Origin of the sequence: Janibacter sp. YB324, assembly GCF_014217915.1 — a bacterium.
Classification (GTDB): domain Bacteria; phylum Actinomycetota; class Actinomycetes; order Actinomycetales; family Dermatophilaceae; genus Janibacter; species Janibacter indicus.
The window spans coordinates 2,537,876-2,551,767 of record NZ_CP060120.1 but is presented as its reverse complement, the minus strand read 5'-3'; the positions used below and the strand labels follow the sequence as shown (position 1 = coordinate 2,551,767).

The 13,892-nt window shown below is 72.7% G+C and carries 13 protein-coding genes; 11 read left to right on the top strand and 2 right to left on the bottom strand.

The window, feature by feature from the left end; translation table 11 throughout:
• The first annotated feature begins 126 nt into the window (after nucleotides 1–126).
• A complete protein-coding gene (locus tag H7A72_RS12435; protein WP_370543577.1) occupies nucleotides 127–1,365 on the top strand; it encodes a PhoH family protein in 1,239 nt (412 codons plus the stop codon).
• A gap of 337 nt (nucleotides 1,366–1,702) precedes the next feature.
• Nucleotides 1,703–2,479, top strand: a complete 777-nt coding sequence (locus H7A72_RS12430) for a hypothetical protein (protein WP_185220729.1) — start codon at nucleotides 1,703–1,705, stop codon at nucleotides 2,477–2,479.
• A gap of 236 nt (nucleotides 2,480–2,715) precedes the next feature.
• Here the strand turns inward: H7A72_RS12430 and coaA are convergent, their stop codons facing one another.
• A complete protein-coding gene (gene coaA, locus H7A72_RS12425; RefSeq protein WP_185220728.1) occupies nucleotides 2,716–3,681 on the bottom strand; it encodes a type I pantothenate kinase in 966 nt (321 codons plus the stop codon).
• Nucleotides 3,682–3,731: 50 nt separating this feature from the next.
• Between coaA and glmS the strand changes: the two genes are divergently transcribed.
• The 3 genes from glmS to H7A72_RS12410 all read left to right on the top strand — a co-directional run bounded on the left by glmS (nucleotide 3,732) and on the right by H7A72_RS12410 (nucleotide 7,486).
• Nucleotides 3,732–5,591 (top strand): glutamine--fructose-6-phosphate transaminase (isomerizing), encoded by a 1,860-nt coding sequence (gene glmS, locus H7A72_RS12420; protein ID WP_084450198.1) that lies wholly within the window; start codon nucleotides 3,732–3,734, stop codon nucleotides 5,589–5,591.
• A 4-nt stretch (nucleotides 5,592–5,595) separates the two neighbouring features.
• Nucleotides 5,596–5,949: a holo-ACP synthase gene (locus tag H7A72_RS12415; protein ID WP_185220727.1), complete on the top strand. Its 354-nt coding sequence runs from the start codon at nucleotides 5,596–5,598 to the stop codon at nucleotides 5,947–5,949.
• A 67-nt stretch (nucleotides 5,950–6,016) separates the two neighbouring features.
• A complete protein-coding gene (locus tag H7A72_RS12410) occupies nucleotides 6,017–7,486 on the top strand; it encodes a bifunctional ADP-dependent NAD(P)H-hydrate dehydratase/NAD(P)H-hydrate epimerase (protein ID WP_223277638.1) in 1,470 nt (489 codons plus the stop codon).
• On the opposite strand, the gene mgrA is transcribed toward H7A72_RS12410, so the two are convergent.
• On the bottom strand, nucleotides 7,483–8,526 hold the full coding sequence (gene mgrA / locus H7A72_RS12405; protein WP_185220726.1) for an L-glyceraldehyde 3-phosphate reductase: 1,044 nt from the start codon (nucleotides 8,524–8,526) through the stop codon (nucleotides 7,483–7,485). The genes H7A72_RS12410 and mgrA overlap by 4 nt on opposite strands.
• A gap of 47 nt (nucleotides 8,527–8,573) precedes the next feature.
• Between mgrA and alr the strand changes: the two genes are divergently transcribed.
• From alr to tsaD, 6 genes are read left to right on the top strand one after another with little or no spacing between them, the layout of a single operon-like run.
• A complete protein-coding gene (gene alr / locus H7A72_RS12400) occupies nucleotides 8,574–9,782 on the top strand; it encodes an alanine racemase (protein ID WP_185220725.1) in 1,209 nt (402 codons plus the stop codon).
• On the top strand, nucleotides 9,782–10,948 hold the full coding sequence (locus tag H7A72_RS12395; protein ID WP_185220724.1) for an alpha/beta fold hydrolase: 1,167 nt from the start codon (nucleotides 9,782–9,784) through the stop codon (nucleotides 10,946–10,948). Before alr ends, H7A72_RS12395 begins: the two co-directional genes overlap by 1 nt.
• Nucleotides 10,945–11,463 (top strand): tRNA (adenosine(37)-N6)-threonylcarbamoyltransferase complex ATPase subunit type 1 TsaE, encoded by a 519-nt coding sequence (gene tsaE / locus H7A72_RS12390; RefSeq protein ID WP_185220723.1) that lies wholly within the window; start codon nucleotides 10,945–10,947, stop codon nucleotides 11,461–11,463. Before H7A72_RS12395 ends, tsaE begins: the two co-directional genes overlap by 4 nt.
• Nucleotides 11,460–12,230 (top strand): tRNA (adenosine(37)-N6)-threonylcarbamoyltransferase complex dimerization subunit type 1 TsaB, encoded by a 771-nt coding sequence (gene tsaB / locus H7A72_RS12385; protein WP_072625323.1) that lies wholly within the window; start codon nucleotides 11,460–11,462, stop codon nucleotides 12,228–12,230. The genes tsaE and tsaB overlap by 4 nt, the downstream gene beginning before the upstream one ends.
• Nucleotides 12,231–12,235: 5 nt before the next feature.
• On the top strand, nucleotides 12,236–12,706 hold the full coding sequence (gene rimI, locus H7A72_RS12380) for a ribosomal protein S18-alanine N-acetyltransferase (RefSeq protein ID WP_223277637.1): 471 nt from the start codon (nucleotides 12,236–12,238) through the stop codon (nucleotides 12,704–12,706).
• The gene (tsaD, locus tag H7A72_RS12375) at nucleotides 12,703–13,782 is read left to right on the top strand and encodes a tRNA (adenosine(37)-N6)-threonylcarbamoyltransferase complex transferase subunit TsaD (RefSeq protein ID WP_072625322.1); all 1,080 of its coding nucleotides are present in this window, start codon (nucleotides 12,703–12,705) and stop codon (nucleotides 13,780–13,782) included. Before rimI ends, tsaD begins: the two co-directional genes overlap by 4 nt.
• Nucleotides 13,783–13,892: the final 110 nt, after the last annotated feature.

The window sequence follows — 13,892 nt, the reverse complement described above, 5'->3', positions numbered from 1 at the left end:
CAGACCGTCACCCCCTCGCTCGCGCAGCCCGAGGGCGCGCCCGACCCGGTGGACCTCCCGCCCCAGGACGAGGGCCGCCGCACCTACGTGCTCGACACCTCCGTCCTGCTCTCCGACCCGCGGGCGATGCTGCGCTTCAAGGAGCACGAGGTCGTCCTGCCCGTCGTCGTCGTCAGCGAGCTCGAGGGCAAACGGCACCACCCCGAGCTGGGCTACTTCGCCCGCACCGCGCTACGGCACCTCGACGACCTGCGGATCAGCGCCGGTCGCCTCGACGCGCCGGTCCCGGTCGGTGACGACGGCGGCACGCTGCGGGTCGAGCTCAACCACACCGACCCGATGTCGCTGCCCTCCGGATTCCGCCTCGGGGACAACGACACCCGCATCCTCGCCGTGGCCAAGAACCTCTCCCTCGAGGGCTGCGACGTCACCGTCGTGTCCAAGGACCTGCCGATGCGGGTCAAGGCCTCGGCGGTCGGCATCGACGCCCAGGAGTACCGCCACGAGCAGAGCCGCTCCGACTCCGGCTGGACCGGCATGGCCGAGCTCGAGATGGCGGCCGAGGAGGTCGACCACCTCTACGAGACCGGCCGTGTCGAGCACCTGGCGGCCGCCGAGCTGCCGTGCCACACCGGGCTGAAGATCATCTCGCCGCGGGGGAGCGCCCTGGGCCGGGTCGGGGCCGACAAGCAGGTGCGCCTCGTGCGCGGCGACCGCGACGCCTTCGGCCTGCACGGCCGCTCGGCGGAGCAGCGCATCGCCCTCGACCTGCTCCTCGACCCCGACGTCGGGATCGTCAGCCTCGGCGGTCGGGCCGGCACCGGCAAGAGCGCCCTGGCGATGTGCGCCGGGCTCGAGGCGGTCATGGAGCGCCGCCAGCACCGCAAGGTCGTCGTCTTCCGCCCCCTCTACGCGGTCGGCGGCCAGGAGCTGGGCTACCTGCCCGGCAGCGAGCAGGAAAAGATGGGTCCGTGGGCGCAGGCGGTCCACGACACCCTCGGCGCGCTGGTGTCGAAGGAGGTCGTCGACGAGATCATCGACCGCGAGATGCTCGAGGTGCTGCCGCTCACCCACATCCGCGGTCGCAGCCTCCACGACGCCTTCGTCATCGTCGACGAGGCCCAGAGCCTCGAGCGCAACGTCCTGCTCACCGTGATGTCGCGCATCGGCCAGAACTCCAAGATCGTCCTGACCCACGACGTCGCCCAGCGCGACAACCTGCGTGTCGGCCGCCACGACGGCGTCGCCGCGGTCATCGAGACGCTCAAGGGGCACCCGCTCTTCGCCCACGTCACCCTGACGCGCAGCGAGCGCAGCCCGATCGCGGCCCTGGTCACGGACCTGCTGGAGGGACTCGACGTCTGACCCGCGACGAAGGGGAGGTCCGCCGACTCGTGCAGCCGGCGGACCTCCCCTTCGCGGCTCGGCCGGGCCGCCTGACGGCGTTGGTGTCGCCTGGTCCCCCTTCTCCGGGCAACCAGGTGGCGTCAACGCCGACCGGTGACACCAACGCTGCCGAGTGACACCGCATGGGCCATCAGTCGCCCAGCGCCACCGCCTTCGTCCACACCCCACTTTTGCGCCGACGGCCGGACGTCCGCTAAGGTCTCAAAAAGGTAACGGCCGGGTCGATCCCCTGACGACATCGGCACACACAGCCACTCACTCGTTGAGTGGCTGTTGCATGGAAGGAGCTGGTGTCGTGAAGTCGAGCGACTACACGCCCAGGCACGGCGCCGCACGCGCCCGTAGCGACAAGGGCGCCTCGCTGCGCGCCGCGATCCGGCGTCCCGTCGTGGGCGGAGCCATCGCCGTGGCGATGCTCGGCTCGGTGGGCGCCACCGTCGCCCTCGGCGACCCCTCGCACGACGCGAAGACCGCTGCCCCGGCCGCCGAGAGCTCGAAGACCATCGCCGTGTCCGACGCCATGGCCGCCGACACCACCCGCCTGGCCGAGGACCGCCGCGCGACCAACGTCTCCCGCAGCGCCTCCCGTGAGCTGGACCGTCTGGCCACCGCCGCCGCGAAGAAGAAGGCCGAGGCCAAGAAGGCCGCCGAGGCCAAGCGCAAGGCCGCCGCCAAGAAGGAGGCGGCCGAGCGCAAGCGCAAGCAGGAGAAGGCGAAGCCGGTCAGCGAGCGCGAGTTCACCGACGCGGAGATCAAGCAGATCCAGGCCGACCCCGCGCCCTACGGCAAGGAGCTCGCCGCCGAGTACGGCTGGGGCGACGACCAGTGGTCCTGCCTCGTCAGCCTGTGGATCGGCGAGAGCAACTGGGACTACAGCGCGACCAACTCCTCGTCCGGTGCCTACGGCATCCCGCAGTCGCTCCCGGCCAGCAAGATGGCCACCGCCGGCGACGACTGGAAGACCAACCCCATCACCCAGATGGAGTGGGGCATGGACTACATCAAGACCTCCTACGGCGACCCCTGCGGCGCCAAGGCCTTCTGGGACAGCAACGACCCGCACTGGTACTGAGCCACCCAGCACGAAGCCCCCGCGACCACCAGGTCGCGGGGGCTTCGTCGTGGACCGACCAAGGCGGGGCGATGGTGATGTCGGCGCACATCAAGCCGAAGTCGGGCACGACAACTCCTGCAGGGCGATGACGAAGGACTTCGGCGGGCGCCGACGTCACCATCACCCCGCCGGACCGGGCAGGCAGGCTGGACCACGCGGGCTCGGAGGCGTGGAGGCTCGGAGGCGTGGAGGCGCTACAACTTGCGCAGCCGGATGCGGCGGACCTGGTGGTCCGCCCCCTTCGTCAGGACGAGGGTGGCCCGGCCGCGGGTCGGCAGGACGTTGTCGAGCAGATTGGGCTCGTTGATCGTCTCGAAGATGTGCAGGGCACGGGCGCGGGCCTGCTCGTCGGTGAGCTCGGCGTAGCGGTGGAAGTAGGAGGCCGGGTCGGCGAAGGCGGTCTTGCGCAGGCGCAGGAAGCGCTCGACGTACCAGTGGCGGATGTCGGCGATGTTGGCGTCGACGTAGACCGAGAAGTCGAAGAAGTCGCTGACGGCCAGGCCGGTGCGCCCGTCGCTGCGGGTGCCCGGAGGCTGCAGGACGTTGAGCCCCTCGACGATGAGCACGTCGGGCTGGCGGACCACGATGTGCTCGTCGGGGACGATGTCGTAGGTCAGGTGCGAGTAGACGGGCGCCGTCACCTCGGGCTGGCCCGCCTTGATCGCCGAGATGAAGCGCAGCAGCGCCCGACGGTCGTAGGCCTCAGGGAAGCCCTTGCGCTGCAGCAGGCCACGACGCTCGAGCTCGGCATTGGGGAAGAGGAAGCCGTCGGTGGTGACCAGGTCGACTTTGGGGGTGTCGGGCCAGCGCTGCATCAGCTCGCGCAGGATGCGCGCCGTCGTCGACTTGCCGACGGCGACCGACCCGGCGACGCCGATGACGAAGGGGGCCTTGGGCGGGCGTTCGCCGAGGAAGGTCGAGGTGATCCGGTGCAGCCGGGTCGTCGCCGAGACGTAGAAGGTCAGCAGGCGCGAGAGCGGGAGGTAGACCTCCTGGACCTCCTCCAGGTCGATCGGGTCGCTCAGGCCGCGCAGCCGGGCGAGGTCGCCCTCGTCGAGGTTGAGCGGGTGATTTTCGCGCAGGGTCGCCCATGCCTGGCGGTCGAGCTCGACGAAGGGGGAGGGCAAGCTCGTCGTGGCGGCGGTGGACACGTACCCCATTGTGTCCCACCTTTTCAGCAGATGGTCACCGGGCGGTTAGCCTGTCCGCCATGTGCGGAATCGTTGGATACGTCGGCCCCGACACGGGCGCCCGCCCCCTGGACGTCGTCATGGAGGGCCTGGCGCGGTTGGAGTACCGCGGCTACGACTCCGCCGGCGTCGCGCTCGTCGCCGGCGACGAGGTCTTCACGCAGAAGCGTGCGGGCAAGCTCGAGAACCTGCGCTCGGCCCTGGAGGGCGAGAGCGTCCCCGCGGCGGCCACGGCCATCGGGCACACCCGCTGGGCCACCCACGGTGGCCCGACGGACGAAAATGCGCACCCGCACCGCGGTGGCCGCGACGGCAAGCTCGCCGTCGTCCACAACGGCATCGTCGAGAACTTCCACGCCCTCAAGCAGGAGCTGCTCGCGCAGGGTGTGGAGTTCACCTCCGAGACCGACACCGAGGTCGCCGCGCAGCTGCTCGCCGCGGCCTTCGCCGAGTCGGGTGACCTCACCGAGGCGATGCGCTCGGTGGTCAACCGACTCGAGGGCGCCTTCACACTCCTCGCTGTCCACGCCGACGCCCCCGACACCGTCGTCGCCGCCCGCCGCAACAGCCCGCTCGTCGTGGGGCTGGGCGAAGGGGAGAACTTCCTCGGCTCCGACGTCGCCGCCTTCATCGGCTACACCAAGCAGGCCGTCGAGCTCGACCAGGACCAGATCGTCACGATCACCCCGTCCTCGCACACGGTGATGAACTTCGACGGCACCCCCGCCGAGGGCAAGCCCTACGAGGTGACCTGGGACGCGGCCGCCGCGGAGAAGGGCGGCTACGACACCTTCATGGAGAAGGAGATCAACGACCAGCCGCACGCGGTCGGCGACACCCTCCTCGGGCGCACCGACGCCGAGGGCCGTCTCGTCCTCGACGAGCTGCGCATCGACGAGGACAAGCTCAAGCAGGTCGACCGGATCACCATCGTCGCGTGCGGCACCGCCGCCTACGCCGGCATGGTCGCCAAGTACGCCATCGAGCACTGGACCCGCATCCCTGTCGAGGTCTCTCTGGCGCACGAGTTCCGCTACTGCGACCCGATCGTCTCCGAGCGCACCCTCGTCGTCTCGATCAGCCAGTCCGGCGAGACCGCCGACACGGCGATGGCCGTGCGGCACGCCCGTTCGCTCGGCGCCCTCACCGTCTCGGTGTGCAACACGCACGGCGCGACGATCCCGCGCGAGTCCGACGCCGTGCTCTACACGCACGCCGGCCCGGAGATCGCGGTCGCCTCGACCAAGGCCTTCCTCGCGCAGATCACCGCCTGTTACGTCCTGGGCCTCTACCTCGCGCAGCTGCGCGGCCAGACCTACGCCGACGACGCCAAGGCCGTCATGGCCGAGCTGCACGAGGTCCCGGCCAAGATCGAGGCCCTGCTCGGCACCATGGACCGGGTCGAGGAGATCGCCCGCTTCATGGCCGACACCCGCTCGGTGCTCTTCCTCGGCCGCAATGTCGGCTACCCCATCGCGATGGAGGGCGCGCTCAAGCTCAAGGAACTCGCCTACATCCACGCCGAGGGCTTCGCCGCCGGTGAGCTCAAGCACGGCCCGATCGCGCTCATCGAGCCTGGCCAGCCGGTCTTCATCGTCGTCCCCGGCCCGGACACCCCCAACGACCTGCACAAGAAGGTCGTCTCCAACATCCAGGAGATCCGCGCCCGGGGTGCTCGCACGCTCGTCATCGCCCAGGAGGGTGACGACGAGGTGCTGCCCTTCGCCGACGAGGTCATCCGGGTGCCGCACACGTCGCCGCTGCTCCAGCCGCTGCTCACCGTCGTGCCCCTCCAGGTCTTCGCGCTGCACCTGTCGACCGCCAAGGGACTCGACGTCGACCAGCCGCGCAACCTCGCCAAGTCCGTCACGGTCGAGTGACCCCGTGATCGTCGGGGTCGGCATCGACGTCGTCGACATCGCCCGCCTCGGCGAGCGGCTCGAGCGCGCGCCCGCGCTGCTCGACCGCGTCTTCACCGCCGCCGAGCGTGACCTGCCGCTGCGGTCGCTCGCCGCTCGCTTCGCCGCCAAGGAAGCCGTTGGCAAGGCCCTGATGACCCCCGGCGACCTGCCCTGGCAGGGCGTCGAGGTGACCTCCGGTGTCCACGGGGAGCCGGTCCTGGCGATCAGCGGCAAGGTCGCCGAGCGCGCCGAGGCCCTGGGCGCCGACCGGCTGCACATCTCGCTCAGCCACGACGGCGGCATCGCGACGGCGATCGTCGTCGCCGAGACCGCCTGACCCCCCTTCGTCGATCACGGGCGAAGGGGGCGGACCGTCACCTCCCGCAGCCGGTAGCGTCGACGGCGTGATCACCGGCTACTCCGCCCCGACCATCCGCGCCGCCGAGGCGTCCCTGCCCGAGCTCCTCGAGAGTGGTGAGCTGATGCAGCGGGCTGCCCGGGGCATCGCGCGCGTGACGGCCGGGCGGATGCGCGAGCGCGGCGCGCGCACCGTCACGGCACTCGTCGGCCCGGGCAACAACGGCGCCGACGCGCTCTACGCCATCGCCCGCCTGGCCAAGCGCGGCTTCGAGGCCTCGGCCGTGTGCATCGACACCACGGCCTCGCAGGTGCAGACCGAGGCCGCCGAGCTCGCTCGGCAGCGCGGAGCCACGGTTCTCGCCGCCGACAGCCGCGAGGCGCTCACCGCGATCTCCCGGGCCGAGGTCGTCCTCGACGGCATCACCGGCATCGGGGGCAGGCCGGGACTGCCTCCCTTCGCCCGGCCGTGGGTCGACGCGATCCGTGACCGGGCCTGGGTCATCTCCGTCGACACCCCGAGCGGGCAGCCGGTCGAGGGTGGCGACGCGCTCGCCGACGCGGTCTTCGCCGACGAGACCGTGACCTTTGGTGCGCCCAAACCGGTGCACCTGCTGCCCCCGACCGAGGCCGCCTGCGGTGTGCTCACCGTCATCGACATCGGGCTCGACCTCACCGAGGCGACGCCCGCCGTCGTGCGGATCACCCCCGACGACGTGCCGCTTCTGTGGCCGGTGCCGGGGCCCGACGACGACAAGTACTCGCGCGGGGTCCTCGGGGTCGTCGCCGGTGGTGAGCAGTACACGGGCGCAGCGGTGCTCACGACGACGGCGGCTGTCACCGCCGGGGTGGGCATGGTCCGCTACGTCGGCACCGAGACGCCGACCGCGCTCGTGCGGGCGGCGGTCCCCGAGGCCGTCCACGGCGAAGGGAGGGTCCAGGCCTGGGTCGTCGGGCCCGGTCTCGACACGACCTCGACCGCGCCGGGCGCCGACGCCCAGCTCGCCGCTGCTCGGGCCGCGCTCGACTCCGACCTGCCCGTGCTCGTCGACGCCGGTGGTCTCGACCTCGTCACCGGCCGACGCGATGCGCCGACCCTGCTCACACCGCACGCGGGGGAGTGCGCGCGGATGATCTCCCGGCTGCGGGAGCGCTCGACCGAGCTGACCCGCGAGGAGGTCGAGGGCTCACCGCTCGAGCACGCCCGGATGCTCGCCGGGCTCACCGGTGCAACGGTGCTGCTCAAGGGGAGCGCGACACTCGTCGTCGACGTCGACGGACCGGTGCACGTGCAGGACGACGCGCCGGCGTGGTTGGCGACCGCAGGGTCGGGTGATGTCCTCGCCGGGCTCGCCGGAGCCCTGCTCGCGGGCGGGCTGGAGCCGGCCGAGGCAGGCTCGCTCGCCGCGCTCGTGCACGGACGCGCCGCCCACGACGCCAACCCCGGGGGGCCGGTGCGGGCACTCGCCGTGGCGCACGCGCTCGGCCCGACCGTCGCCGCGCTGCTGCGCTCCTAACCCCGGGCCGACTCAGCCCACCAGTTGACCCCGCCGTCGACGGCGTGCTCGTCGATGCGGGTGAGCTCCTCGTCGGTGAAGTCGGTGTGGCCCAGCGCGTCGAGGCTGTTGTCGAGCTGCTCGACGGTGCGTGCGCCGACGAGCAGCGAGGTGACCCGCTCGTCGCGCAGCGCCCAGGCCAGGGCCATCTGCGCGAGGGTCTGACCGCGCTCCTGGGCGAGGGCGCCGAGCGCGCGGATGCGGGCGATGTTGTCGTCGGTCAGCTGGTCGGCGATGCCGGTGCCCTCGCGGGCGGCGCGCGAGTCCTCGGGGATGCCGCCGAGGTACTTGTTGGTGAGCAGCCCCTGGGCGAGTGGGGTGAAGGCGATCGTGCCGACCCCGAGCTCGTCGACGGTGTCGAGCAGCTCGTCCTCGATCCAGCGGTTGATCATCGAGTAGGACGGCTGGTGGATGAGCAGGGGAGTGCCCATCTCGCGCAGGGTCGCGTGCGCCTCGCGGGTGCGCTCCGGGCCGTAGGAGGAGATGCCGACGTAGAGCGCCTTGCCCGCGCGGACCGCGGCGTCGAGCGCGCCCATCGTCTCCTCGAGCGGCGTGTCGGGATCGAAGCGGTGGCTGTAGAAGATGTCGACGTAGTCCAGACCCATCCGCTCGAGCGACTGGTCGAGCGAGGCGAGCAGGTACTTGCGCGAGCCGCCGCCCTGCCCGTAGGGGCCGGGCCACATGTCCCAGCCGGCCTTGGTCGAGATGATCAGCTCGTCGCGGTAGGGGCGGAAGTCGTCGGCGAAGATCGTCCCGAAGTTGCGCTCTGCGGCGCCGTAGGGCGGGCCGTAGTTGTTGGCGAGGTCCATGTGCGTCACGCCCCGGTCGAAGGCGCGCCGCAGCACCGCCCGCTGCGTCTCGAGGGGCTCCGCGTCGCCGAAGTTGTGCCACAGGCCGAGCGAGATCGGGGGCAGGAGCAGGCCCGAACGGCCGCACCGGCGGTAGTCCGTGGCGTCGTATCGGGTGCGGTCGGCTTGGTAGTCGTCGGCGCGGTAGGTCATGCCTGCCAGTCTGCCCCCCTTCGCCGATCTAGACTCGGTCGGTACCCATGGACATCTCGACCCCGCACCCCGCCCTGCCGTCCGTCGCGACTCCCTCGGTCCTGCCGAGCGATGCGCCGACCGACGGCCTGTCCGCGTGGGCGGACATCGACCTCGACGCGATCCGCGGCAACGTCGCCCGCCTCGGCGAGCTCGCCGGTGACGCCGACGTCATGGCGGTCATCAAGGGCGATGCCTACGGCCACGGCCTCGTCCCGGTCGCCGGCGCAGCCCTGGCCGGCGGCGCGACCTATCTGGGCATCGCCCAGCTCGGCGAGGCGTTGGCTGCCCGTGCCGCTGGCATCACCGCGCCGATCCTCACCTGGCTCTTCCCGCCCGGGGCCGACCTCGCCGCTGCCGTGCGCGCCGACCTCACCCTCTCGGCCGGTGCCCCGTGGGCGCTCGCCGAGATCGCCGCGGCGGCCCGGGCCACCGGGCAGACCGCCCGCGTCCACCTCAAGGTCGACACCGGCCTGGGGCGCGGGGGCGCGTGGCGCGACGACCTCGCCGGCATGCTCGTCGACGCGGCCCGGCTCGAGGCCGAGGGCGTGCTCGACGTCGAGGGCATCTTCAGCCACTTCGCCTACGCCGACGCGCCCGACCACCCGACGGTGCGCGCCCAGCAGGAGACCTTCGGCGCGATCCTCGAGGACGCCGAGCGTGCCGGTCTGCGCCCGCGCATCCGCCACCTCGCCAACTCCGCGGCGACCCTGACCAACCCCTCGGCGCGATTCGACATGGTCCGCCCCGGGGTCTCGATCTACGGGCTGTCGCCGGTGCCCGACATCGGTGGGCCCCCCCACTTCGGCCTGCGCGAGGCCATGCGCGTCGTCGCCCGCCTCATCAACGTCAAGGACTGCCCGGCCGGCCAGGGTGTCTCCTACGGCCACCAGTACACGACGAAGGGGGACACCCGCCTCGGCCTCGTGCCGCTCGGCTATGCCGACGGCATCCCCCGGCACGCCTCGGCTGTCGGCCCGATGCAGGTCCACGGCCGCCGCTACACCGTCGCGGGACGGGTGTGCATGGACCAGATGGTGCTCGACCTGGGCGCCGACAGCCCCGCCGTGGCCGGCGACGAGGTCGTCCTCATCGGCCGCGAGGCCGACGGCGAGCCGACCGCCCAGGACTGGGCGGCCGCGATCGACACGATCAACTACGAGATCGTCACCCGGCTCGGGCCCCGCGTCCCGCGCCGCTACCTCGGAGGCCAGTGATGGACGAGCACGAGCACGGCGGCATCGGCAAGGCTGCGGCGACCGGCATCGGCCTCGCGGCCGCAGCCGTCGGCGGTGTGGCGATCGCCGGTGCGGGCTACGCGGGCCGGTCCGCGGTCAAGCGCTCCCGCGCCTATGCGGTGACCCACCACGACGAGGTGCACGTCTTCCCCTTCGTCACGGACAAGGTGCAGGCCGTCCCGGCCAACGACGGGGTCGTGCTGCACGTCGAGGTCGACGAGCCGGAGGGCTGGACCCCGCAGACCGGGCCGACCGTCGTGCTCGTCCACGGCTTCGTGCTCAACCTCAGCTCGTGGGTCTTCCAGCGGCGCGCGCTCGTCGACGCCGGCTACCGCGTCGTCAGCTACGACCAGCGCAACCACGGCGCCTCCCAGGCCGGCGACCTCGAGCGCTGCACCATCGACCAGGTGGGCCAGGACCTGCGGGCCGTCGTCGACGCGACGACCCCCGACGGCGAGATCGTCCTCGTCGGCCACTCGATGGGCGGCATGACGATCATGAGCTTCGCCGGTCGCTATCCCGAGCTCACCCGCGACCGGGTCCGCGGAGTCGCCCTCATCGCGACGAGCGCCGGCGGCGACAGCCTCGTCCACGTTGGCCTGGGCAAGGTGCTCGACGGCGTGATCACCCGCTTCGGTCCGGGGTTCCTCGGTGGGCTCGGCCGTCGCGACGGCGTGTGGGGCGGCATGCGCGCCGCCGGTCGCGCCGTCGAGAACCGGGCGATCCAGCGCTACTCCTTCGGCACCCCGATGCCCAAGGACATGCTGCGCAAGCTCGCGACGATGATCTTCGGCACCCGGCTCGACGCGATCGGCGCCTTCCTGCCCGAGCTCGACGAGCTCGACGTGCGCGACAGCCTGCCCGGTCTCGTCGACACCCCCGTGCTCATCGTCGCGGGGTCCAAGGACGTGCTCACGCCGCCGGCGCACAGCCAGGCGCTCGCCGACGCCCTGCCGGCGGCCGAGCACGTCGTCGTACCCGGCGTGGGCCACCTGCTCCAGCTCGAGCGGCCGGGGCCGGTCACCGACGGCATCCTCGGTCTGCTCGAGCGCAGCCGCGGCGAGGACGCCGAGCGCGACGCCGAGCGGGCCAAGGCGGCCGTCAGCGAAGGGACCGCGGAACCCGCGACGGAGAGCACCGCATGAGTCTGCTGCTGCCCGACGCGGACACGACCGTCGCCGCCGGTCGCCGACTGGCCGACCTGCTGGGGGCCGGCGACCTCGTCGTGCTCACCGGGGGCCTGGGCGCCGGCAAGACGACCCTGACCCGTGGCCTCGGCGAGGGGCTCGGGGTGCGGGGCGCGGTGACCTCCCCGACCTTCGTCATCGCGCGCGTCCACCCCTCGCTCGTGGGGGGGGGCCCTGAGCTCGTCCACGTCGACGCCTACCGCCTCGGTGGCTCCGCCGAGCTCGACGACCTGGACCTCGACTCCGAGCTCGACGAGGCCGTGACCGTCGTCGAGTGGGGTGCCGGCCTCGCCGAGGGACTGGCCGACGAGCGGCTCGAGATCACCCTCGTCGCCGACCCGGCGACCGAGGCACGGACGCTCACCGCCACCGGTGTCGGCGCACGCTGGGCAGGCGTCGACGTCGAGTCCCACCTGCAGGAGGCCGTGGGCGCGACGACCCGCACGTCCGCCGACGAAGGGGGAGTGCCGTGAGGCTGCTCGCGCTGGACACGGCCACCTCGGCGATCTCGGTCGCCGTCCACGACGGCGAGCGGGTGCTCGCCAGCCGCTCCGTCGTCGACGCGCGCCGGCACACCGAGCTGCTCGCGCCGCTGGTCGTCGAGACGCTCGCGAGGGCAGCGACCGCCGTCGACGAGCTGACCCACGTCGCCGTCGGGACGGGCCCCGGGCCCTTCACCGGGCTGCGGGTCGGTCTCGTCACCGCGCAGACCCTCGCCCACGCGCGGGGCATCACCGTGCACGGGGTGTGCTCGCTCGACGCGCTCGCCGCCGCGGCTGCCGCCGGCGGGCATGAGGGCGAGCTGCTCGTGGCGAGCGACGCCCGGCGCAAGGAGGTCTACTGGGCCCGCTACCGCTGCGCTGCGGGTGGGATCACGCCGCTCGACGAGCCTGCCGTGACCCGGCCCGCCGACCTGCCGGACGACGTGCGCGTGCTGCCCACGGTCGGCCGGGGTCCGCTGCTCTACCCCGACCTGCTGGCGCACCCGCTCGACCTGGCGGGTGAGGGGGCCGACGCCGCCCTGCTCGACGTCGACGCCGGGGTGCTCGCCGCCCTCGCCGCCCGGCGCATCGCCGCGGGCGAGGAGATGCCCGTCGAACCGCTCTACCTGCGCCGCCCCGACGCGGTCGCGCCCGCGTCGACGGCGCCGAAGTCCGCGCTGAAGCCCTCACCCCGTCAGCAGCAGCGCGACCTGAGGCAGGGCGAGCGGGCCGGCCGCGGTGCCGAGGCGAGCCAGTGACCGCGGTGACGGCTCCCCCCTTCGTCATGAGGGAGGTGCGCTGGCAGGACCTGGAGCGACTGGCGGACCTGGAGCAGGAGCTCTTCGGCACCGAGGCGTGGAGCCTCGCGTCGTGGTGGGGCGAGCTCGCCGGTCGGCCGCGGCGCGAGTACCTCGTCGCGGAGGACGGCGACGGGATCGCCGGCTACGCCGGGCTGGACCACGCGGGCGACACGAGCGACGTCATGACCATCGCGACCCTGCCGCGGGTGCGCGGGCGCGGGCTCGGGCGCCGTCTGCTCGAGGAGCTCGTGGCGCGCTCGCGGGCCGCGGGCGCCGAGCGACTGCTGCTCGAGGTGCGAGCGGACAACACCGCGGCGCGCGGGCTCTACGACTCGGCCGGCTTCCGGCTGCTGCAGACCCGGCGCGGCTACTACCCGGGTGGGGTCGACGCGCTCGTCCTCGCCCTCGACCTGACGCAGGAGGCGCAGGCATGACGGACGCACCCTTGGTCCTCGGCATCGAGACCTCGTGCGACGAGACCGGTGTCGGCATCGTCCACGGCACCGAGCTGCTCTTCGACGCCATCGCGTCGAGCGTCGACGAGCACGCCCGCTTCGGCGGCGTCGTGCCCGAGGTGGCCTCCCGAGCGCACCTCGAGGCGATGGTCCCGACGATCGAGCGGGCCTGCCGCGAGGCCGGGGTCGCCCTGACCGACCTCGACGGCATCGCCGTGACCTCCGGTCCGGGGCTCGCCGGGCCGCTGATGGTCGGCGTCGCATCGGCCAAGGCGCTGGCGGTGGCGCTGGGCCTGCCGATCTACGGGGTCAACCACCTGGCGAGCCACGTCGCCGTCGACATCGTCGAGCACGGTCCGCTGCCCGAGCCGACGATGGCGATGCTCGTGAGCGGCGGGCACTCCTCGCTGCTGCTCGTCCCCGACGTCACGCACGACATCCGCAGTCTCGGCTCGACGATCGACGACGCTGCGGGGGAGGCCTTCGACAAGGTGGCCCGCGTGCTCGGCCTGCCCTTCCCCGGGGGGCCGCACATCGACCGGGCGGCGAGCGACGGGCAGATCACCATCGACTTCCCGCGTGGGCTCTCCACCCGCAAGGACATGGAGCGTCACCGCTTCGACTTCTCCTTCTCCGGCCTCAAGACGGCGGTGACCCGGTGGGTCCAGGCCGAGCAGGCCGCCGGGCGCGACGTGCCGGTGGCCGACGTCGCTGCGTCCTTCCAGGAAGCCGTCGTCGACATCCTCACCCGCAAGGCGGTCCTCGCCTGCACCGAGCACGACGTCGCTGCGCTCCAGGTCGGTGGCGGGGTGGCCGCCAACTCGCGCTTGCGGGCGATGGCCCAGCAGCGGTGCGACAACGCGGGCATCCAGCTGCGCGTCCCGCGGCCGGGGCTGTGCACCGACAACGGCGCGATGGTCGCCAGCCTCGGCGCCCAGATGATGCTCAAGGGCCGGCCGGCCAGCGACCTGTCGCTGCCGGCCGACAGCTCGCTGCCGGTGACCGACGTGCGCACCGGCCTGCCCGTGCACGTCGACCACGACCACGCGCACTGAGGCTGCGGCCGGCTCGGCCGAGCCGGCCGAGGTCGTCGCTGCTCCGTGCTGTGGGCGGGGCTGGGCGGGGCAGTGGGGCGGCGTAGTCCGGTCCGGTCGGCCGGGGTGTG

Excerpts from the sequence above, each read along its gene's own strand:
- alr (WP_185220725.1), top strand. The coding sequence starts at position 8,574 with ATGGACATCTCGACCCCGCACCCCGCCCTGCCGTCCGTCGCGACTCCC.
- coaA (WP_185220728.1), bottom strand. The coding sequence starts at position 3,681 with ATGGGGTACGTGTCCACCGCCGCCACGACGAGCTTGCCCTCCCCCTTC.
- H7A72_RS12395 (WP_185220724.1), top strand. The coding sequence starts at position 9,782 with ATGGACGAGCACGAGCACGGCGGCATCGGCAAGGCTGCGGCGACCGGC.
- glmS (WP_084450198.1), top strand. The coding sequence starts at position 3,732 with ATGTGCGGAATCGTTGGATACGTCGGCCCCGACACGGGCGCCCGCCCC.
- tsaE (WP_185220723.1), top strand. The coding sequence starts at position 10,945 with ATGAGTCTGCTGCTGCCCGACGCGGACACGACCGTCGCCGCCGGTCGC.
- mgrA (WP_185220726.1), bottom strand. The coding sequence starts at position 8,526 with ATGACCTACCGCGCCGACGACTACCAAGCCGACCGCACCCGATACGAC.
- H7A72_RS12435 (WP_370543577.1), top strand. The coding sequence starts at position 127 with ATGCTGCGCTTCAAGGAGCACGAGGTCGTCCTGCCCGTCGTCGTCGTC.
- tsaD (WP_072625322.1), top strand. The coding sequence starts at position 12,703 with ATGACGGACGCACCCTTGGTCCTCGGCATCGAGACCTCGTGCGACGAG.